This window comes from Bacteroidota bacterium (genome assembly GCA_037133915.1).
In the GTDB taxonomy this organism is placed as follows: domain Bacteria; phylum Bacteroidota; class Bacteroidia; order Bacteroidales; family CAIWKO01; genus JBAXND01.
This window is the reverse complement of sequence record JBAXND010000021.1, coordinates 37,803-59,162: the sequence shown is the minus strand read 5'-3', so window position 1 is coordinate 59,162 and position 21,360 is coordinate 37,803. Positions and strand designations below refer to the sequence as shown.

The 21,360-nt window shown below is 42.5% G+C and carries 18 protein-coding genes; 12 read left to right on the top strand and 6 right to left on the bottom strand.

Annotation, left to right across the window (positions count from 1 at the left end; translation table 11 throughout):
* Positions 1-128: 128 nt before the first annotated feature.
* The 4 genes from lon to speB form a co-directional block, all read right to left on the bottom strand.
* Complete coding sequence (lon, locus tag WCM76_09055; GenBank protein ID MEI6765776.1) at positions 129-2,555, bottom strand: endopeptidase La; 2,427 nt, start codon at positions 2,553-2,555, stop codon at positions 129-131.
* Between the two features lie 229 nt (positions 2,556-2,784).
* Positions 2,785-4,017 (bottom strand): GlmU family protein, encoded by a 1,233-nt coding sequence (locus tag WCM76_09050; GenBank protein MEI6765775.1) that lies wholly within the window; start codon positions 4,015-4,017, stop codon positions 2,785-2,787.
* Between the two features lie 168 nt (positions 4,018-4,185).
* Positions 4,186-4,479: a type B 50S ribosomal protein L31 gene (locus WCM76_09045; GenBank protein ID MEI6765774.1), complete on the bottom strand. Its 294-nt coding sequence runs from the start codon at positions 4,477-4,479 to the stop codon at positions 4,186-4,188.
* 157 nt (positions 4,480-4,636) lie between these two features.
* Positions 4,637-5,500 carry an agmatinase gene (gene speB, locus WCM76_09040; GenBank protein MEI6765773.1) on the bottom strand — a complete coding sequence of 288 codons (864 nt, stop codon included), beginning with the start codon at positions 5,498-5,500 and terminating at the stop codon, positions 4,637-4,639.
* A gap of 148 nt (positions 5,501-5,648) precedes the next feature.
* On the opposite strand from speB, the gene WCM76_09035 reads away from it, so the two are divergent.
* The 10 genes from WCM76_09035 to WCM76_08990 all read left to right on the top strand — a co-directional run bounded on the left by WCM76_09035 (position 5,649) and on the right by WCM76_08990 (position 16,541).
* Entirely contained in the window at positions 5,649-6,413 is a 765-nt protein-coding gene (locus WCM76_09035) for a 2-phosphosulfolactate phosphatase (protein MEI6765772.1), read from the top strand.
* An 11-nt stretch (positions 6,414-6,424) separates the two neighbouring features.
* Complete coding sequence (locus WCM76_09030) at positions 6,425-7,423, top strand: zinc dependent phospholipase C family protein (protein ID MEI6765771.1); 999 nt, start codon at positions 6,425-6,427, stop codon at positions 7,421-7,423.
* Between the two features lie 177 nt (positions 7,424-7,600).
* The gene (locus WCM76_09025; protein MEI6765770.1) at positions 7,601-9,490 is read left to right on the top strand and encodes a T9SS type A sorting domain-containing protein; all 1,890 of its coding nucleotides are present in this window, start codon (positions 7,601-7,603) and stop codon (positions 9,488-9,490) included.
* Positions 9,491-9,576: 86 nt separating this feature from the next.
* Positions 9,577-10,980 carry an MBL fold metallo-hydrolase gene (locus WCM76_09020; GenBank protein MEI6765769.1) on the top strand — a complete coding sequence of 468 codons (1,404 nt, stop codon included), beginning with the start codon at positions 9,577-9,579 and terminating at the stop codon, positions 10,978-10,980.
* 12 nt (positions 10,981-10,992) lie between these two features.
* Complete coding sequence (locus WCM76_09015; GenBank protein ID MEI6765768.1) at positions 10,993-11,652, top strand: heme exporter protein CcmB; 660 nt, start codon at positions 10,993-10,995, stop codon at positions 11,650-11,652.
* Complete coding sequence (gene ccsA / locus WCM76_09010; GenBank protein ID MEI6765767.1) at positions 11,640-12,317, top strand: cytochrome c biogenesis protein CcsA; 678 nt, start codon at positions 11,640-11,642, stop codon at positions 12,315-12,317. Before WCM76_09015 ends, ccsA begins: the two co-directional genes overlap by 13 nt.
* A gap of 119 nt (positions 12,318-12,436) precedes the next feature.
* Entirely contained in the window at positions 12,437-13,510 is a 1,074-nt protein-coding gene (serC, locus tag WCM76_09005; protein MEI6765766.1) for a 3-phosphoserine/phosphohydroxythreonine transaminase, read from the top strand.
* 150 nt (positions 13,511-13,660) lie between these two features.
* Positions 13,661-14,584 (top strand): 3-phosphoglycerate dehydrogenase, encoded by a 924-nt coding sequence (locus WCM76_09000; protein MEI6765765.1) that lies wholly within the window; start codon positions 13,661-13,663, stop codon positions 14,582-14,584.
* 50 nt (positions 14,585-14,634) lie between these two features.
* Positions 14,635-15,081 (top strand): four helix bundle protein, encoded by a 447-nt coding sequence (locus WCM76_08995; protein MEI6765764.1) that lies wholly within the window; start codon positions 14,635-14,637, stop codon positions 15,079-15,081.
* A gap of 212 nt (positions 15,082-15,293) precedes the next feature.
* Positions 15,294-16,541 carry a DUF1015 family protein gene (locus WCM76_08990; GenBank protein MEI6765763.1) on the top strand — a complete coding sequence of 416 codons (1,248 nt, stop codon included), beginning with the start codon at positions 15,294-15,296 and terminating at the stop codon, positions 16,539-16,541.
* Positions 16,542-16,662: 121 nt separating this feature from the next.
* Here the strand turns inward: WCM76_08990 and WCM76_08985 are convergent, their stop codons facing one another.
* Both WCM76_08985 and WCM76_08980 read right to left on the bottom strand, forming a co-directional pair.
* Positions 16,663-17,256: a YkgJ family cysteine cluster protein gene (locus tag WCM76_08985; protein MEI6765762.1), complete on the bottom strand. Its 594-nt coding sequence runs from the start codon at positions 17,254-17,256 to the stop codon at positions 16,663-16,665.
* 44 nt (positions 17,257-17,300) lie between these two features.
* On the bottom strand, positions 17,301-18,368 hold the full coding sequence (locus WCM76_08980) for an acyl-CoA reductase (GenBank protein MEI6765761.1): 1,068 nt from the start codon (positions 18,366-18,368) through the stop codon (positions 17,301-17,303).
* A gap of 122 nt (positions 18,369-18,490) precedes the next feature.
* On the opposite strand from WCM76_08980, the gene WCM76_08975 reads away from it, so the two are divergent.
* Positions 18,491-19,453, top strand: coding sequence for a hypothetical protein (locus WCM76_08975; GenBank protein MEI6765760.1), 963 nt, complete (start codon positions 18,491-18,493; stop codon positions 19,451-19,453).
* Positions 19,454-19,532: 79 nt separating this feature from the next.
* Positions 19,533-21,356, top strand: a complete 1,824-nt coding sequence (locus WCM76_08970; GenBank protein ID MEI6765759.1) for a hypothetical protein — start codon at positions 19,533-19,535, stop codon at positions 21,354-21,356.
* Positions 21,357-21,360: the final 4 nt, after the last annotated feature.

The following is a 21,360-nucleotide window of genomic DNA, read 5'->3' as shown; positions in this document are numbered from 1 at the left end:
TACAATTCATGCCTGAAATGAACGGCCGAAGATGGAAAATATCCATTTCATACTACCGGAAGACGGTAAAAATAATAGAAATACCCAGGGAAACCAAGCCCTTAGCATCTACGTGCGAAAAGCAAAAATCAGGCAGTGGCGCTGATATTCAGCATGGGTTTTACCGTTTCCTGTTTCAGTGCAAGATCAATCACTTCTATCATCTGGCTGATGTATTCAAAGCTCAATCCTTTAATATAGCGCGGATTGATTTCTTCAATGTCTTTACGGTTCTCTTCTGAAAGGATGATGGTTTTTACCTGAGAGCGTTTTGCGGCAAGTATTTTCTCCTTGATACCACCCACAGGCAGTACTTGCCCGCGTAAGGTTATCTCACCCGTCATGGCAATATTCTGTTTCACTTTGCGTTGTGTGAAAGCCGATGCAAGTGCCGTGAACATTGTGATACCGGCCGATGGACCGTCTTTGGGCGTTGCGCCTTCGGGAACATGAATATGTACATTCCACAGGTCGAAAACTTTGGTGTCGATATTGAGTAATCCCGCGTGGGCTTTCAGATATTCGAATGCAATGGTGGCCGATTCTTTCATCACGTCGCCCAGATTTCCCGTAAGGGTAAGCGCGCCTTTTCCGCGACTAAGGCTCACTTCAATAAACAATATCTCGCCTCCGTAGGCAGTCCATGCAAGTCCTGTAACAACGCCGGCTACATTTTCCGATAAGCTGCTTTCTCTGCGGAATGGCGGTGCGCCCAGTATTTTAATTACTTCGTCCGGTTTGATGGTTTTGTTATAATCTTCGTCCATAGCGATGAAGCGCGCCCTGTTCCTGATCATTTTTGCGATAAACCGTTCAAGTGACCGTACACCGGATTCTTTGGTATAATCTTCAATTACGCGTTCAAGTACTTTACTGTTTATTTTCAGCTGTGATTCGGTAACGCCGTGTTCTTTTAATTGTTTCGGGACAAGATGACGGTTGGCAATTTCAATTTTCTCCTCAAGTAAATATCCGCTCAGGTCGATGATTTCCATGCGGTCGCGCAAAGCAGGATAAATTGTTGCAGTGCTGTTGGCAGTAGCAATGAACATGATGCGCGAGAGGTCAAAATCTACCTCCAGAAAATTATCGTAGAATGTGGCATTTTGTTCCGGATCGAGTATTTCGAGAAGGGCTGCCTGAGGGTCGCCATTCACATTGTTTCCGCTCACTTTATCAATTTCGTCAAGCACAAACACCGGATTTGCCGATTTTGCTTTTTTCAGGCTTTGCATGATACGTCCGGGCATGGCACCAATATAAGTTTTACGGTGACCGCGCAACTCGGCTTCATCGCGCAGGCCGCCGAGCGACATGCGCACATATTTACGTTCAATAGCACGTGCCACGGATTTTCCGAGAGAAGTTTTGCCAACCCCCGGAGGGCCTACCAGGCAAAGGATAGGTGATTTCATATCGCCTTTGAGTTTCAATACGGCGAGATATTCTATAATACGTTCTTTAACTTTTTCGAGCCCGTAATGATCTTCATCAAGAATATTTTGTGCACGTGACAGGTCAAAATTATCAACGGTGTATTCATTCCAGGGCAGCTCTACCAGGGTTTCCAGATAATTGCTCTGGACAGAGTATTCTGCAGCCGAAGGATTCATGCGCTGCAGTTTGGTAAGTTCTTTTTCAAAAAGGTCGGCAATTTCTTTCGACCATTTTTTATTGTTGCGTTTTTCTTTCAGCTCATTTATCTGCTGTTCCATCGGATTATCGCCGAGTTCCTGCTGAATCATTTTCATTTGCTGGTGAAGCAGATAATCGCGCTGTTGTTTGTCAAGGTCTGTTTTTACCTTATTCTGAATCTGATTTTTCAGTTCCAGCATCTGCAATTCTTTGGTAAGAAGGTTAAGCACCTGCCCTGCCCTTTCGTTCAGGTCGGCAATTTCAAGCAGTTTTTGTTTTTCGGCGATATCAACATTCAGATTGCTTGAAATAAAGTTCACCAGGAATGAATGGCTTTCTATATTCTTTATTGCAAACCCTGCATCAGAAGGTATGTTGGGCGATTGCTTCACTATTTGAAGCGATAAATCTTTTAATGAAGAGATGAGTGCCTGAAAACGGTTATCTGCCGGAGCTGCATCGTGGCTGCCGAACTGGCTCACACGCGCATAAAAATAGGGCTCTGTTGTGATAACTTCCTCAATTCTGATTCGTTTTTTACCCTGAATAATAACGGTCGTACTTCCGTCGGGCATGTGCAGCGTTTTCACGATTTTGGCAACGGTGCCTATTCTGTTCAGGTCATCGGGACCGGGATCTTCAACATTCACATCTTTCTGGGCCACGACCCCGATTATCTTTTTGTCTTTATACGATTCTTTAATAAGTTTTATGGATTTATCACGACCAACAGTAATGGGAATAACCATTCCCGGAAAAAGGACGGTGTTGCGTAAAGGAAGTATGGGAAGCGTTTCCGGAATTTCTTCCGCATTCATTGCTTCTTCGTCTTCAGAGGTAAAAAGTGGGATAAATTCCGTGTCGTTATCTATGATTTCCATAGATTTCATTTTATTCAAAAAGTCAAAAGTAAATTCCATATTCGGGTAATTGCGACAATTTGTCAGTTAGCATCAGTTTCTTGTATGCTCAGTTCGAATTATAAAGTGTTGAACGGCTGAAATTCAGCGATGCACGTTAAACCTTATACAAATATAAGAAAAAAGCGGGTTGGGAAGTCAATATTAGTGCCAAAAAAAACCGGCCATTACTGTGCCGGTTTTTAATCTTTCAGAATTTGACTTTCTTCCGATACGCAAATGTAAGGTTATAAACGCTCCTGTGGATTTCCGCATCAGCATCGGTAAATTCGAGGCCTCTGCGTTTATAGACAGATTTTGCCACATCAATTGCCTTTGTAATGTCATAAGTGCTGTAGCCGGTAACACTGCTTCCCCATGAGAATGAAGGAATAAAATTGCGCTGGAAACCGGAGCCGAAAATATTGGCGTTCGCACCAACTACGGTTCCTGTATTAAACATTGTGTTGATGCCGCATTTAGAATGGTCGCCCATGATGAGACCGCAGAACGTAAGCCCTGACGGAATGAACCGGTCTTGCGTATAATTCCACACCTTTATTTCGTCGTAAGTATTTTTAAGATTGGAATTATTGGTATCGGCGCCAAGATTGCACCATTCGGCAATCACCGAATTACCTAAGAATCCCTCGTGTGCTTTGTTGCTGAAACCAAAAATTACCGAATTATTTACTTCACCACCAATGCGGCATTCGGGGCCCACCGTGGTTGCGCCATAAATCTTCGTTCCCATTTTTAATACAGAATGCTCGCCTAATGAGAAGGGGCCGCGGATATTACAACCTTCCATAATTTCGGCATCTTTGCCAATATACACCGGACCTGCAGATGCATTTATTGTTGAGCATTCCACGATTGCACCTGCTTCAACAAAGATATTTTCGGCGCCTATGATGCGATTAGATTCGCTCATTGATTTTGATTTACGGCCATGTGTAATTAACTCAAAATCCTCTCTGATAGCCTGATCATTTTTTGAAAAAACATCCCACGGGAAATTAATCTTGATATGTGGTGCCTGGGTTGGAATTTCTTCGAGTCCTTCTACCTCATGCTTTTCCACTTCTTCGACTTTTGCAGAATCAACATTTTCGACGTCCTGCATATCCTTTTCAACAATGTGGAGAGCAATGATGTAATCTCCGCAAATAAGCGACTGGTCAGGTTTAAGAGCCATGACCTGCTTTGCAAGTTCTTTAGATGGGCAAACAGATCCGTTGATTAATATGTTATTTTCTTCCTTAATCATGGGGAATTTGGCGCTGAGATGCTTTTCCGTCAGTGTCGATGTTTTTACTTTAAGATATTTCTCCCATTTTTCGCGTATGGTTAAAATCCCTACCCGGATATCGGCAACAGGCCGCATAAATGTCAGCGGTAAAAGGTCAGTTCGGCTGGAGTCATCAAACAATATGAAATTCATAGTTTCTCCTTTTTTACTTAATGTTAGTAATGAAATACAATATTACGCTGACTGCAGCGATTTTTGAATTAATTGAATCTTTTTTTTTAACTAAAATTATTAACAATTATTTTGTAGGCAAAAAAAAAGTCCTGCGAGGCAGGACTTTTCAATGTTTTTTACCGGTAATTATTCAGCGGATTCTTGTTTTTCGCTGTCTAATCCGGCCCTGCTTACATGGTTTTTATACCTGTTGCGGAATTTATCAACACGACCTGCAGTATCGACAAACTTCATTTTACCGGTATAAAATGGGTGTGAAGTATGTGAAATTTCAAGTTTAATCAGTGGGTATTCTTTGCCGTCTTCCCAAACAATGGTCTCTTTGGTTTGTGCTGTAGAGCGGGTAATAAAAGTATAGTCGTTTGACGTATCTTTAAAAACCACGAGGCGGTAATCTTTCGGATGAATATCTTTTCTCATTTCAGTAAAAATTTAATTCGGGCTGCAAAAATAGATGTTTTTTGTAAAACTACAAAATGATTTATGATTATTTTTAAGATATTGAACAAATTCAGCTCCCCGAAGGTCCTGAAGGCGACTATTATCAGTCTTTTTATCGAGCAGCAGGTAATGAACGCTATTTTTTTTCTTCAAATTTATAACTCAGCAATTTATAAATAAGTTTTGCCGCTATATAATCGGATGTCCTGTCGCCCGGACGCGGACAGAGCTCTACCACATCGAATCCCACAACATTCGTGCTTGCTATAACTTTTTTAAGAAGCTTCATAACCTGATACCAGCCCATGCCGCCGGGTTCGGGCGTGCCCGTTGCCGGAAGCAGCGAGGGGTCGAATGCATCGAGATCGAAGGTGATGTATAAATTTTTAGTGAGCAACGAAATTACCTTGTCCATCCAATCGTCGTTTTCATGGATTTGGTGTGCGTAAAATACGCGGTCAGGCTCTGCATTTTCATATTCTACAATATCCACGCTGCGAATTCCGACATGTATAACCTTGCAATGCTCTTTTGCCCGCGCCATGATGCATGCATGGTTGTTGGCTGTGCCTTCGTATTCCGGCATTAAATCCAGATGTGCATCAAACTGTAGTACGGTAAGATCTTCGAATTTTTCGGCAAAGGCTTTGATGACACCAATGCTGATAGAATGCTCTCCTCCAAGTGTCACCAAAAATTTATTCTTTTCCAGAACATCATGGGTACGGCGGTATACTTCATCCACCATCAATTCAGGACTGCGGTTTTCAGTTACAGCATCTGCGGTATAAATACCTTTTTTATAAACTTCGGTTTCGGTTTCAATATCATAGTACCACATGGCCGATGATGCATCAATAATGGCTTCAGGCCCTTTGTCGGCGCCTTTAAGCCATGTGCTTGTTCCATCGTACGGGACGGGTAATATTACAATCTGCGCGTTTTCCTTTCCGGCATATTCATCGGGCACTTCTCCGAATCGTGGGTTCTCTTCTATCATAATTTACAGAATATTGGAGTACTTCAGTACCCCATAACGCCGCAAAAGTAGAAAAGATACCCGTAACAGCAAAACAATGTAAGATATTGGTTGATTTTTCTAAGAATCCTGATATCATGCATCAAATGGCATTTAAAAATATCTATCTTTGTATAACGAAACACAAGAAAACCGCCGTTATACAACGGCAATGAACATGACAAACGTTAATGAGATTGAAACCTGCTTTTCGCCTGCCCTTGTCCCCTATTATAAAACCGAAGGACGAATCATTGTTTTGGTGGATATTCTCCGGGCAACTTCGTCGATATGTGCAGCCTTCCATTATGGTGTGAAGGAAATCATCCCGGTGGCAAGCGTTGAAGAGGCACGCGATTATAAAAACAGAGGATTCATTGTTGCCGGAGAACGCGATGGTAAGGTGCTCGACTTTGCTGACTTTGGCAATTCGCCTTTCAATTTCATGAATGCAGAGATAAAAGGTAAGACGATTGCATATTGCACTACTAACGGAACAAAAGCAATCAGCTGGGCTGAAAACAGCGAATCACTGGTAATTGGGGCATACCTTAATTTTAGTGTCCTATCCGAATGGTTGGCGAAACAAAAAAAGGATGTATTAATATTGTGCTCGGGCTGGAAGAACAAATTCAATATTGAAGATACTCTTTTTGCAGGTGCACTGGCAGCTAAACTTCTTGAGGGTGGCGCCTTCGGCACCAACTGTGATTCTGTTACTGCCTCTGTTGACCTGTGGACATTAGCAAAAACCGATTTGATGAAATATATTGATAAAGCTGCTCATCGTACCCGCCTAAAAAATCTCGGACTTGATGACGTTATTGAATATTGTCATACCTTTGATGCCGCACCCGTTTTACCACTATTGAAAAATAACACTATTATTGCTTAAATAACGGACGCATGAACTGCTGTAGCAAATACGTACTAAGACTTACCCTGATTGTTGCAATGTTATGCTGCTTCAACAGTTCAGGCTATTCGTGGGGGTTTTGGGCGCATAAAAAAATCAACCACATGGCGGTGTTTGCACTTCCTGCCGAAATGATGGGATTCTTTAAAAAGCACATCGACTATATTACCGATCATGCTATTGACCCCGATAAACGCTCTCGCAGCGTGGAAGGCGAACAGATTAAACATTATATAGATATTGATCACTACGGGGATAAGCCATTCGATGTTATGCCGAAAACATGGAAAGATGCTTGTTCTAAATATACAAAAGACACCTTGGAATTGTATGGGATTAATCCCTGGTGGATGAGCAAAATGATTATGTCGCTTTCTCAGGCATTCCGCGATGAGGATCTCGATAAAATTCTCTGGACAGCAGCAAATTTGGGACATTATGTGGCCGATGCTACCGTTCCGCTGCATACATCGCAATATTACGATGGCCGTACCCTGGAGCAAAAAGGCATTCATGCATTTTGGGAATCCCGTGTACCGGAATTATTCGGAGACACCTACAATTATATGGTGGGTAAGGCAGAATATTTGGGCGATCCGCTTGAAACGGCCTGGTCGTTGGTGAAGGAAAGTCATTATGAAATTGATACGGTAATGAGTGTTCTGGAATATATGACCAAGAATTACCCTGACGACAAAAAGTATGTTTATGATGAAAGGGGGGCCGTAATTGCCAAGCAATTTTCGGCAGAATATACGGCAGAATTCTCCAAACGAATGAATAATATGGTTGAGCGTAAATTGCAGCGTGCCGTTAAAATGGTCGCCTCTGTTTGGTACACTGCATGGGTAAATGCCGGTCAGCCTGATCTTTCCCGACTGGATAACAAAGAAATCTCCAAGCAGCACAAAAAAGAGCTGCAGGAGACTGAAAAAATGTGGCGCACCGGAAAACCTGTTGGAAGGCAAAACCCCGAAGAAACCCAATAAGCGCACAAATCGTATTCCGTTTTCGTCGTTTTAACATCATTGTCCGCATGATAGTTGACCGTGTCGTTTTAATACGGCTTTAACTTTTCCATAATTTTAATATTATATGTTAGTGCATACGGAATTATTTATATTTTTGTATCATTACTAGTGATTATAAACCAAACCCTAAAACGTATGAAAAAAGTTCTATTATTGATGATTGCACTTTGCGTTAGCATGGCCGGATTCGCTCAGGTAAAAAGGGCACCGATTCCTGCACAGCTAAAGAACCTTAAGGCTACACGGTCGATGCACACTACAGACAATTCGATGAACTTGTCTAACAACGCAAGCCCCTATGTACAGCCACCGATGGCAAAAAGCGTTAACGAAACTCAGTTAGGTACTACACGTTATGATCTTCAGACAAATCAGTCAGTTCAAAACAGAATATATCTGCATCCTGATGGTACAATCGGTGCAATGTGGTCATTTGGTCAGGTTGATCCCAATTTCGCAGACAGAGGTGGTGCTCTCAACTATTTTGACGGCAGCAGCTGGGGCGCTTACCCAACAGCACGTATAGAAGGTACACGCGTTGGTTGGCCATCATACGCTCCTATGGGAACCGGCGAACTGGTTTGTGCTCATAACAGCAGCACCGGTCTTGTTATTTCACGCCGCGACCCCAAAGGTACAGGCGCATGGACAGACACCGTAATTCAGGGCCCGCTTACTTCCGACAACACAACAGCTCTGCTTTGGCCGAGAATGATAACTTCAGGTAACACTGTTCATATTATTGCGTGCACAGATCAGGCATTAACAGGTGATCCTGCAATTACATACCAAGGTCTTGAACTCGCATTGGTTTATATCCGCTCAACCGATGGCGGTCATACATGGGATGCCCCCATTATCCTTCCGGGAATGGATTCTGCATCTGTTGTAAGCCAAAATAATAAAGGATTTGGTGGCGACTCATATTCATGGGCAGCTCCCAAAGGCGATACCATTGCTTTTGTTGTTGGTGACAGCTGGAGCGATTTCTTTGTAATGAAATCATTTGACGGTGGCGATACCTGGACAAAAATCATGATTTATGATTTCCCCACACCCGCTACTGCTCCTACAACAATTATTCCTTCACTCGACGGTTCAAGTGCCATTGCAATTGATGATATGGGCAAAGTTCACGTAGTAGTTGGCAAAATGAGAGTTTCTGATGATACGTATACTGATGATCTTACCTCTTATTATCCTTACACCGATGGTTTAATTTACTGGAATGAAGATATTGGCCAGATTGACAGCAACGCTTTGTCATATACTTCAGACTCAATGCTCATCGCCGTTATGTATGATTTCAGCGGTAATGATACTATTGATTTCCCGACAGTAGGTAGCGGTCAGTGGCCATTTGGTAACTATTACCTCTCACTGACATCCATGCCTCAGATTATTATTGACGGATCGGATATCTATGTTACATTCTCATCAGTTAGAGAAGATAAATCTTCAACAGGTGCCAATCCTAACGAACAACTCTACAGACATGTGTTCGCCATGAAATCAAATGACCTCGGACAAACCTGGTCGAATTATAATGATGACCTTACACAGGACGTACTTCATGATTTCGACGAATGTGTATTTGCATCATTGTCATACACATCAGATAACATGCTTCACATAGTGTATCAGGCTGACGAAGAGCCCGGTCTTGCTGTTAGAGGCGACGAAGATCCTTATACTGATAACAGGATTTATTACATTGGCGTTGAAAAAGCACTGGTTGGTGTTAGCAACGTCGGCGAAGCAGCTTCTGCTATCAACAATGTTAAAATTTACCCGAATCCTGTTTCGGAAACTGCTAAAATTGACATCACACTTTCATCATCACAGAAAGTTGACATGACCATCAGCAATATCATGGGACAGCTTGTTACAAGCAAATCATTCGGTACAATTAACGCCGGTACAACTACCGTTTCTTTCGACGCTTCATCTCTGCAGTCAGGTATCTACTTCTGCACTGTGAATGCCGGCACCGGAAGAACCACAAGCAAAATCGTTGTAAAATAATTTTGTTTTCAGAATTAAGAAAAAGTCCCGGCAAACACCGGGACTTTTTTTGTTTATATTTGTCGTCAATACTAAGACTGCAAATAATGAAAATACAGATTCTGGGCGCTGCCCGCGAAGTTACCGGAAGTAAGCACCTTATCACAACCATTGAAGGAAAGAAAATCCTGCTTGATTGCGGGATGTATCAGGGCAAAGGACTTGAAACCGATGCGGCCAACCGTAAACTGGGATTCGAACCCAAAGAAATTGATACACTTGTGCTTTCTCATGCCCATATTGATCATTCAGGGCTTGTCCCCTATCTGGTAAAAGAGGGTTTTACAGGAAATATTATTTGTACACACGGCACCCGCGATCTTTGCGTAATTATGCTTGCCGACTGCGGTCGCATTCAGGAAAGCGACACCCGCACTCATAATAAAAGAAGAGTAAAAGAAGGTCTGCCCCCACTGGAGCCGCTGTATACCGCATCCGACGCGCAACAAAGTCTTCAGCAATTTGTAAGTATTTCATACAATCAGGATTTCAGACTCACAGACAGTGTAAAATTCCGTTTCACAAATACAGGTCACATATTAGGAAGCGCAGCCGTTAACCTGACTTTCAAAGAAAATGATAAAGAAATAAAACTGTGCTTTACCGCCGACATAGGTCGTCCGGGAAACAGTATTTTGCTTGAGCCCCAACCATTTCCCCAGGCCGATTACATTATTGCGGAATCAACCTATGGTGACCGCCTGCACGACAGCCGGCTGGATTCGGAAAAGAAATTGTTGGATGTTGTTGTTGAAACATGTACCAAGAAACGTGGTAAACTCATCATACCGTCTTTCAGTGTTGGACGCACACAGGAAATCGTTTACGCACTGCATAAGCTTTTTAACAAAGGCTGGCTTCCACGCATCAAAGTATATGTCGACAGTCCGCTGTCGTTCAATGCCACCAATATTATGCGTATCCATCCCGAAAGCTTTAATGCTGAAATTACCGAATTTATGCATACCGATGTAGATCCGTTCGGATTCGACAGCCTTACATACATTCAAACCGAAGAAGCGTCAAAGAAACTAAACAATTCTGAAGAACCTTGCATCATCATTTCAGCTTCCGGTATGGCTGAAGCTGGTCGTGTTAAGCACCACATTGCCAATAGCATCTCAAATCCCCGTAATACTATACTTTTTGTCGGTTATTGTGAGCCCAAAACCTTGGGTGCAAAAATCAAACGTGGCGAAAGCGAAGTATCTATTTTTGGTACGCCTTATAAGGTCAAGGCAGGCGTTGATTCAATTGAGGCGTTCAGCGCCCACGCTGACTATAGCGAAATGATTGTATGGCTCAGTTGTCAGGATAAATCCAAGATTAAGAAAATGTTGCTTGTGCACGGAGAATATGAAGCACAGCAGAAGTACAAACAAATACTTGAAGAGAACCGCTTCACCAATATCGAAATCCCTGAGTGGGGACAGGAATTTATTCTTGAATAAAATGTTTCGTTAGTGATTCTGCAGCAGACATACCGCTTGATACGAAAGGATTTTGCAATAGAGCTCAGGCAGCGCCATGCCCTTGGTGGAATTCTGTTATATGTTCTCAGCACGGTTTTCATCACTTATCTTGCCTTTGAAAAAATAATTGAGCCTGCAACGTGGAATGCCCTGTTTTGGGTAATTCTGCTGTTTGCATGTGTAAATGCCGTGTCCAAGAGTTTTGTACAGGAAAGCCATGCACGACTCATATATTATTATACCATTGCCGATCCGCGCGCCGTTATTCTTTCAAAAATGATCTATAACACAGCTCTTACATTTGCTATAGGTTTAATTTGCTCGGGCTGTTACATGCTGTTATACGGCAGTATGGTTATTCATATCGGCTTGTTTTTCGGAACGCTGTTTCTCGGATGTGTAGGATTATCGGGCATGCTCACGCTATCATCGGGTATTGCCTCTCGCTCGGGCGGAAATTTTACTATGACCGCGATTCTCAGTTTCCCGATATCGGTACCGCTGCTTATTACGTTAATCAGGCTTAGCAGTATATCATTAACTGCAGAACCGGCTTTTGAAGCATGGTCGTACCTGGCAATACTGGCTGTTCTGAATATTATTATTTTTATGCTTGCTTACGTGCTGTTCCCTTATATATGGAAAGAATAAAAAAGAATTTTTTTGCCCGAAACTGGTGGAAGATACTATGTGTGCTGCTTCTGGTTTATACGATAATTGGCGGTTTGCTTGTGAAAGTCCCCGATTTGCCTGTTATACATCAGAGTATCCGCGCAATTTTTTTTCATGTCGGAATGTGGTTTTCCATGATTGTACTGATGCTTATTTCGGCAACAGGAAGCGTGCTGTACCTGCGCAGCAATAATTTACGTTATGATACGCTTGCCAATGAAGCGGTAAATACCGGCATTTTTTTCGGGATACTGGGAATACTGACCGGATCTGTGTGGGCAAGGTATACCTGGGGTGTATGGTGGCTCAACGACCCTAAATTAAATGGCGCTGCCGTAAGTTTGCTTGCCTATTTTGCATACCGCGTGCTTCGCTCATCGCTTACCGATGCACAGAAAAAAGCCCGGCTTGCCGCGGTATATAACATCTTCGCATTTGTACTGATGATTGTATTTATGATGATACTTCCGCGCACGGCGGCAGATTCTATACATCCCGGCAAAAGCGGAAATCCGGCACTTACACCGGGCGAATTAGACAGCAACCTGAGGCTGGTATTTTATCCGGCAATGATAGGCTGGATTATGCTCGGCATCTGGATACTTAATTTCAGAATAAAGAGGAAGTCAATAATCAAACATTAGAAATCATTTATCCACCGAAAAGAAAATAAATCAAAAGCGTCCTTTTTTCACTAAAAATATTTTTCTTTGTTCCGGAATTCAACAGAATAATCAAACCAAACATAAACCATTTTTAAAAGATGAAAAAAATACATAATTTTAATGCAGGTCCTTCTATTCTTCCGCGGATAGCCATTGAGAACACTGCAAAAGCCATCCTTGACCTGAACGGAATTGGCTTGTCATTACTCGAAATTTCCCACCGTACTAAGGAATTCGAAGCCATCCTTAATGAAGCCATTGCACTGTTCAAAGAGCAATTAGGCATTCCTGAAAATTATAAAGTACTGTTTCTTGGCGGTGGCGCCAGCATGCAGTTCTGCATGATTCCTTTCAACCTGCTCAATAAAAAAGCCGCTTATCTTGAAACCGGCGTTTGGGCTAAGAAAGCCATCAAAGAAGCTAAAGGCTTTGGCGAAGTTAAAGTTGTTGCATCATCGGCTGACAAAAACTTTAACTACATTCCTAAAAACTACACCATTCCTGCTGATGCAGAATATTTCCACATCACTACCAACAATACCATCTACGGTTCAGAAATCCACACCGACATCGACTGCCCTATTCCTTTGGTTGCCGATATGTCGTCTGATATTTTCAGCCGCCCGGTTGATGTTTCTAAATACGCCATGATTTATGGCGGCGCGCAAAAGAACCTCGGACCTGCCGGTGTTACCTTTGTGATTATCCGCGAAGATATTCTCGGAAAAGTTGAACGTCACATCCCGTCAATGCTCGATTATCGCACACATATCGCCGAAGGCTCTATGTACAATACACCGCCATGTATGCCCATTTATACAGTGATGGAAACCCTCCGTTGGATCAAATCACTGGGTGGCGTAAAAGTGCTGCAACAAATGAATCAGGCAAAAGCAAAACTCCTGTATGATGCAATTGACAACAGCAAAATATTTGTCGGTACAGTTGAAAAAGAAGACCGCTCACTGATGAACATTTGCTTTGTTATGAAAGAAGAATATAAGAATCTGGAAGACGAATTCATGGCATTTGCAAAGGCTGCCGGAATGGTTGGCATTAAAGGACACCGTTCGGTTGGCGGATTCAGAGCTTCAACCTACAACGCACTTCCGATTGAAAGCGTTCAGGCTTTTGTTGATTGCATGAATGAATTTGAAAAATCAAAAGTGTAATAAATACTGAAAACGCACAAAAATAGGCCGTCTCGATTGTGAGCGGCCTTTTTTCTAAATAAATATTTTTTTTTCAAAATTTGCTTTGTGTTAATAATTTATTAAATTTGAACCATATTTAACCAACAAACCTAAAAACCGTACTCAACTATGACAAAAGTTTTAGTAGCAACTGAAAAACCGTTTGCACCTGTTGCAATGAATGGCATTAAAAAGATTTTTGATGAAGCCGGATACGAAACCGTATTACTCGAAAAATATACTGACAATGCCGATTTCCTGAAGGCTGTTGCCGACGTTGACGCACTTATTGTGCGCAGCGACAAAGCCACCAGAGAAGTAATTGATGCTGCAAAAAATCTGAAAATAATTGTCCGCGCAGGCGCAGGTTATGACAATGTCGACCTGGCTGCTGCCTCAGAGCGGAAAATGGTTGTTATGAATACTCCCGGACAAAATTCGAATGCCGTTGCCGAACTGGCACTGGGCATGATGGTTTTCATGGCACGCGGCTGTTTTAAAGGAATTTCAGGCAGCGAACTCAAAGGAAAAAAACTGGGTATTCACGCATACGGCGCTGTTGGAAAACACGTAGCTCGCATCGCCAAAGGCTTTGGAATGGATGTGTATGCTTTTGATCCGTTTATTGCAAAAGAAGCAATAGAAGCCGATGGAATCAAAGTAGTGGCAACTGTTGCCGACCTGTATACCACCTGCCAGTACATTTCACTGCATATTCCGGCGAATGCTGACACGAAAAAATCCATCAACTTCGACCTTCTATCAAAAATGCCAAAAGGCGGAACCGTTGTAAATACAGCACGCAAAGAAGTTATGGACGAAGAATCGCTGAAACGCATCCTTGAAGAAAGACCCGATTTTAAATATGTTTCGGATATCGCACCTGAGTGCCATGCCGACCTGTTAAAATATGAGCACAGATATTACAGCACGCCCAAAAAACAAGGCGCTGAAACATCAGAAGCGAATATCAATGCAGGACTCGCTGCGGCAAACCAAATTGTTGGCTATCTTGAAAAGAAAATTACAACGTTCCAGGTAAATAAATTCTAACCGTTTCACGAACCAAATTCAAAAGCAACTTAAATCAAATACTCATACTCATGGAACAGGATAAAAACAACGTATTCTTCTTTAGATTCGAAGATCTGAGAATTTACAACAAAGCGCTGGATTACGTTGGGCTGGTTCACGGATACACTAAATCGTTTCCCGAAAATGAGCGCCACGCCCTCTCTGCCAAGTTTATGCATGCTGCCGAATCCATTGCAATAAATATTGCTGAAGGTTCAGGCCGTAATAAAACGCAGTTTATTTATTACCTGAAAATGGCCAAAAGTTCAATACGCGAGTGCATCGTAATAACTACGATTGCTCAACGGCTGAAATTTATTTCAGAGAGCAGTATTGAAGAATCGCGGCAGCAGCTCATCGAGATGACAAAGATGGTCGGCGCGCTGATAGCATCGCTGCAGCGCACAGCCAAAGGTCCTGAGCTGGTTGAAGAAGATGATGATGATGAAATGTCTTTTAATAAATTTACAAGCTGATAAAAAAGACGTTTTGCGTATCCAATCCTGAGTAAAGCCTGCTAACGCGGGAAATCTGATAGCATCAGTATAAACCGCTTCCTTTTGGAAGCGGTTTTTTTAATATCCGCAAAGCCAAAATTATCACTTCTTCTTTCATGCTCTAATTGTTGGCTTTTATTATCTTTGCCGCACAATTCTATAAAAAATACCACTGATAAACATTCAACGATATGGCAATCTTAAAAGCATTTAAAGGACTCAGACCACCGGTAGAAATTGCCCGCAATCTGGCATCCAGACCGTATGATGTGCTGAACTCAGCCGAAGCACGCGAAGAAGCAAAAGGAAACGATTATTCACTGCTGCACATCATTAAACCGGAAATTGATTTTGAAGCTGGCATTGATGAACATGAACCCCGCGTTTATGAAAAAGCAAAAGAGAATTTTTTGAAATTCCAGAGCAATGGCTGGCTGGTTAAAGATACACAGGAATGTTTGTACATATATGCTCAAACCATGAACGGACGCACTCAGTATGGTCTTGTTGGCTGCGCCGCCGTTGATGACTATATGAATGGCATCATTAAAAAACATGAGCTGACTCGTAAAGATAAAGAAGAAGACCGCATGAAACATGTCCGCATTACCAATGCCAACATGGAACCGGTATTCTTTACCTACCCTGCCGTTAAAGAAATAGATGACATCATTGCACATATTGTAAAAACAGAAAAAGCGGCCTACGATTTCACCTCCGACGACGGATTTGGTCACCATTTCTGGGTAATCAGCGATGCTGCGGTTGTCAAAAAAATAATAGAATTGTTCGCAAAAGTTCCGGCAACTTATGTGGCCGACGGTCATCACCGCACTGCAGCTGCCGCACTGGTGGGCAACGAGAAAAAGAATAACAATCCCAATCACACCGGAAACGAAGAATATAATTTCTTTCTGGCCGTTCACTTTCCCGACAACCAGCTTACCATCATCGATTATAACCGTGTTGTAAAAGATTTAAATAACCTTACGGCAGAAGCTTTCATTGAAAAAGCCAAAGAAGTTTTCGACATTGCAGAAAAAGGTACAGAAATTTACAAACCCTGCTGCCTCCATAATTTCAGCATGTACCTCGAAGGTAAATGGTATTCCATGACTGCAAAACAAGGAACATTCAACGACAGCGATCCTATCGGAGTGCTTGATGTGACGGTTCTTTCAAAACTTGTGCTGGATAATATTCTGGGGATAAAAGACCTGCGCACCGACAAACGTATCGATTTTGTTGGCGGCATCCGTGGGCTCGGTGAACTTAAAAAACGCGTTGACAGCGGCGAAATGAAAGTGGCATTTGCCCTCTACCCTGTGTCAATGGAACAGCTTATCAACATTGCAGATACAGGCAATATTATGCCTCCGAAAACTACCTGGTTTGAACCAAAACTGAGAAGTGGTCTGGTGGTTCACTCACTTGATTAATATCACATCAATTCACTGATTCATAATTAACCGGTGAATTTTGTGAAAATAGGATGTTATAATAAGAGAGCCGCAGCTTAATAGCTGCGGCTCTCTTATTCTCTGCTGTTCTTGTAAAAGTCTACACCTCCCGATACTTCATGATTTCATCATAAGTGTAAATTTTATACGTATCAACCGGCACATCGCGTGCAGCAATCATCATGTTATAATCAAAATCATACAGGTCAAAAGTATAATCGATATTAATCCATTCGCCGGGAATATGAAGGTCTTCCACCATTTTAATTCCTTCCGTTGTAAAGAATGAACGCGTTTTTTCAAGACGGATAAGCGGGCAGCGATCGTCGAGAGTCACTTTCCAGCCATCGTTTTCCTTTTCAAAAATAATAGGATATATCAGGCACATAATGGGTTTGAACCCACGTGCACCGCACGAATTATCTGTTTCCAGAAAAGGGCAGCGAACCGAGCATTTAATAATGTCGATGACCTGACCTTCATAAATAAACCCGTCCAGATATTTATCACGAAATGCCTGCAATTCCATTCCGTGCTTCATTGCCATGAATTCAGCTTCGCCCGGAAGCAGCGAGCTTATCTTTTTATATTCACATATTCCGCCACATTCAAGACATACAGGAAAGGTATTTTCGGTGTCGCCTTTGAAGGTCTTTTGGAAATTCTCAAAAAAATCGAAATCGAATTTTTGCATGAGACTAATTTTTAAATGAGCGGGCAAAATTAAACAATCAGTTATTAAATCCGGGAAATATTCTTCAGGTTCATCAGAAAAGCCATGGTATCTACTCCGTCTGCATAGTCGGAAAGCGTCGGCTTTTGTGCATTACCGAAGGAAACCAGATCAGGGAATTTGATATTTTTTCCAACAACACACTGCAGCAATTCCTTCTGTAATTCCAATATAGCGACAATTTCTTCCGGCTTTTCATATTCTATGTAATGAAGCACTGATACCGGCGATGCCGGCGATTCATTCCTTCGAAGCAGCAGGAATCCATTATCCAGAAAGGGCTTGCTGTCCATCAGGTACAACGACATATTATAAGTGTAGTTGTTCATGTATTTATTGTGGTCCCTGACACGGGCAAACGGCAGCATTGCCTCATAAAAGGTGCTGATATCATAGCCTGTGGGTAACATCAGGAATGAAACCGAACGACAACCCATTCCGAAATACAGGAAAATATCCTCAGCAAGTCCGTTCAGTTCTTGCGGAGTTTCACTGCCGTTAATAATTGCAGCGCTGTTACGGTTATGTCGGATAATGTGCGGATAACCGCCAAAATACTGGTTAAAATACCGCGACGAATTGTTGCTGCCTGTCGCAATTACCGCGTCAAATCCTTTGAGCTGATTATCGGCAAAGGAAATAAAGCTGTTGAACCGCGGTTCAATCTCTGTCAGAATGGCTGCCAGAGCCGGCAATAGAAACTTATCGGATGAAGAGAGTTTCCCCAAAAAAATATTTCCGCTCATCAGCACGCACAGGAAATCGTGAAATCCGGCAAGCGGAATATTGCCCGCCATAATCACAGCAACGGTTACAGGGCTATTATGCCCGCCTGTCAATTGCGGATAACGGTCAACCCACGTCTTAAGCTGATCACGACGTATCATTACTCCCAGATTGTGAATTGCAGTCAACAAATTATCGCGTGTAAACCATCCGTTGTGAAATGAAGCCTCGCGCAGTGCTTTGTCGAGCGTACTGCTGTATGGGCGATTCTGAAGCTCTTCACCATTATAAGATACAAGCACTTCAGACAACTTCGCAAATGCTTCTAAACGTTCGTTAATATTCATTCAGCTAAAAATATTACTTTCGCAAAACTGCAAATCAAAAGCGTTTTGCGAAACAGAGCGCTAAAATAAACATTATTGCATCACCGTTATAACCCTAAGAGCATTTTACCGTATAAGCACTTATGATGCGCAAATTGATTTCAATTTTCCTCCTTTTTCAGCTGTTTTCACCGGCGTCTTTCGCCCAGAGCAAAGACGAACTGTTGAAATTGCAGGATTCATTGAAGGTGCTGGGGAATAAAATGCCCACGCTCAAGCCGGAATTTGCGCGCTATGAATGCAATGAGAAATTCAATAAAATGCTGGGTGGTTTACTCGAAAGTCAGGGCTCATTCGAACTGACCTGGGATTCCGTACGCTATATGTCTGTAATTACCCCTGCTGATGAGGCATTCCGGCTGTATACCTGGGCCGTACGAAAAGACAACGGGGATTATGAGTATTTCGGATATCTGCAACTGAACCCAAAAGCAGATGAAGGTGAGAAATTGTATGAGCTGAACGACAAATCGGATTATATAAGCTCCCCCGAAATGAAATTGCTTGCACCCGACAACTGGCTCGGAGCCGTGTATTATAAGGTTATACAAACAAAGTATAAAGGACATAAAAGCTATACATTACTGGGATGGAAAGGAAATTCATTGCTGACTACGAAGAAAGTAATTGAAGTAATTTCATTTAAAAGCTCCGGCAGTCCGGTTTTTGGTGCTGCGCTTTTCAGAAAATATAAGGAAAAAGAAAAACCTGTGCGCGTTGTATTTGAGTATTCGGCTAAGGCAAGCATGTCGCTTAAGTACGAAAAACAATTCATGCACGTTTTCAAGAAAAAGAAAAACAAAAAAAAGAAAGACGTGCTTAAACGCGAGAACATGATTGTGTTCGACCGCCTCGGTCCGCTCGATGCACGTGTTTCAGAATATTCAACCGACCTGGAAGGGCAATACCAGTTCTATGTCCCCGAAACAAATATTATTGATGCTTTTGTTTTCCGCAGCGGTCGTTGGGTGTACGTGAAAGATATTGATGCGCGCAACCCGCCGCCTCCAAAAAAGAAAAAAGCATTGCCTCCGCCTAAGCTGTAGAACACTAATTTTTCTTGTTTCTGTAGGAATTCATGAGTTGTTTTTCTATATTTGTAATAAATCAAATACAAGCCCGCCGTTGAAAAAAGGTATCAGGTATATTCTCATTTCACTTTTAGCAGCGCTGTTTTTCGGGCTGCTCTTTTACAGCGTACAATACACGTCAAACGAAGGTTTTAATCCAACCGACGAAGGTGTGATAATTGCGCAGTCATATCGTTTGCTGCAGGGCGAAATTCCGCATCGCGATTTTATTTCAATCCGTCCCGTATTCTCCGGTGTGTTGCATTCAATTCATTTTATTTCTCCCCTGCCTCTGGTCAACAGCGGACGATGGTTTGTAATCTTTGAATTTTTTCTGTTTTCGTTTCTTTGGGTTTTCATTCTGTTGAAAAACGGAGCCGGCAGCATAACACGAAAGCCGGACACACTGCTGTTCCTGTGTGCCGCCACCTGGTGCTTTCTGCTGAATATGAACACTTACAATCTCTACCCATGGACAACAATTGACGCCCTGTTCTTTTCAATCATTTCATTTGCATTTTTTTCGGCCTCGCTGAATTCAAAAGTTAAAGGACTGAATCTTGCTTTTCAGTTGACGGCATCCCTCTTTTTTATGGCGCTGGCCGCGCTTTGCCGTCAGAGTTTTATTTTGCCGTTTATATGGGTGGCGCTGCTTTCAGCTATTGTGCTGATGCGTCGCAGACGGTTTCTGCTGCTGTTTCCTGTACTCCTGGCAGGCACCTTGCCTCTCATTGCCTATGCTGTTTTTCTGGTTGATACCGGCGCCTGGGAAAGCTTCAAACATCAGATGACAGGACGCACCGAGCTTTTTGATACCGGCATTATTCGGTACATAAAATCTTTTCTGAAAGCCCGCATGCTGCCGCTGAATTTCATTCTTATCACCGTATATTTTATTCTCACCTTCATGAAACGCAGCAGTATCAGGGGGCTGCCATCGGCACTGCGACGCCAGTTAAATGGCAGGAACAAAGGAATGTGGCAGGTGTTCGTTATTACCTACAGTAGCACATTTCTGCTCTGCTCCTTCTTATTTTTTGCATTCAAAGAGTATAAAATAATTCCCTTTGAATTTTTCTGGATGTTTGTTTCATTGATGGTTCCCGCCATGTACCTGCGCCTGCTTGATGTCCCAACACGCATCACACTGTTGTTTGCATTATTGATTGCATGGACTTCCAGCATATCACTGGGCGACAATTTTCCTGTTTTCGCTGCAGGCATTCTTGCATCCGGTGTTGCTTACCTTTTATACGTCATCGTGAGCAAACTCGAACTGATCTCTTTTCCTTCGCTTGCCTGGAATAACAAACTTGAAACACTGGCACAATATGCCTGGCGCTTTCGTCTCAAGGAATTATTGCTGGTTATTGTTACACTGACCTTACTTGGTGTTTCAATCAACGGGCAGCGCAATTTCAATTATCGCGATCGTGCTTCCATCTACCTCACCAAAGATCTGGGCAGCCTTTTTCCCGCTTTCGGCGAAATAAAAACAAACCCAAATACCTTCGCTTATTTTGAAGATTTCCGGCACTTATACGACAGCCTTCCCGGAATAAAAGACCATTTCGCAATGCTTCCCAACAATGCGATGATTTATCCTGTTACGGGAAGCCGTAACCCGCTTCCGCTCGACTGGGTTCAGGGAAATGAATATGTGGGCGCGAAGCCGCAGTTCTACGGTTGTCTGAATGAAGCGCTCGCAAAAGACACCGTGTATTTCCTGCTTGACAAATACGAATCAAAAAATATGGCATGGGCACTCATCCCCATGAGCTGGCCCGATGACCTGTACGGTTATATTGACATCATTCGCAAGAAATGTGTAAAAATTTGTGAAAGCGCACACTTTGAAGTGTGGAAAACTAAAAACTGAGAGC

Excerpts from the sequence above, each read along its gene's own strand:
- lon (MEI6765776.1), bottom strand. The coding sequence starts at position 2,555 with ATGGAAATCATAGATAACGACACGGAATTTATCCCACTTTTTACCTCT.
- WCM76_09050 (MEI6765775.1), bottom strand. The coding sequence starts at position 4,017 with ATGAATTTCATATTGTTTGATGACTCCAGCCGAACTGACCTTTTACCG.
- WCM76_09045 (MEI6765774.1), bottom strand. The coding sequence starts at position 4,479 with ATGAGAAAAGATATTCATCCGAAAGATTACCGCCTCGTGGTTTTTAAA.
- speB (MEI6765773.1), bottom strand. The coding sequence starts at position 5,500 with ATGATAGAAGAGAACCCACGATTCGGAGAAGTGCCCGATGAATATGCC.
- WCM76_09030 (MEI6765771.1), top strand. The coding sequence starts at position 6,425 with ATGAACTGCTGTAGCAAATACGTACTAAGACTTACCCTGATTGTTGCA.
- WCM76_09025 (MEI6765770.1), top strand. The coding sequence starts at position 7,601 with ATGAAAAAAGTTCTATTATTGATGATTGCACTTTGCGTTAGCATGGCC.
- WCM76_09020 (MEI6765769.1), top strand. The coding sequence starts at position 9,577 with ATGAAAATACAGATTCTGGGCGCTGCCCGCGAAGTTACCGGAAGTAAG.
- ccsA (MEI6765767.1), top strand. The coding sequence starts at position 11,640 with ATGGAAAGAATAAAAAAGAATTTTTTTGCCCGAAACTGGTGGAAGATA.
- serC (MEI6765766.1), top strand. The coding sequence starts at position 12,437 with ATGAAAAAAATACATAATTTTAATGCAGGTCCTTCTATTCTTCCGCGG.
- WCM76_09000 (MEI6765765.1), top strand. The coding sequence starts at position 13,661 with ATGACAAAAGTTTTAGTAGCAACTGAAAAACCGTTTGCACCTGTTGCA.
- WCM76_08995 (MEI6765764.1), top strand. The coding sequence starts at position 14,635 with ATGGAACAGGATAAAAACAACGTATTCTTCTTTAGATTCGAAGATCTG.
- WCM76_08990 (MEI6765763.1), top strand. The coding sequence starts at position 15,294 with ATGGCAATCTTAAAAGCATTTAAAGGACTCAGACCACCGGTAGAAATT.
- WCM76_08985 (MEI6765762.1), bottom strand. The coding sequence starts at position 17,256 with ATGCAAAAATTCGATTTCGATTTTTTTGAGAATTTCCAAAAGACCTTC.
- WCM76_08980 (MEI6765761.1), bottom strand. The coding sequence starts at position 18,368 with ATGAATATTAACGAACGTTTAGAAGCATTTGCGAAGTTGTCTGAAGTG.
- WCM76_08975 (MEI6765760.1), top strand. The coding sequence starts at position 18,491 with ATGATGCGCAAATTGATTTCAATTTTCCTCCTTTTTCAGCTGTTTTCA.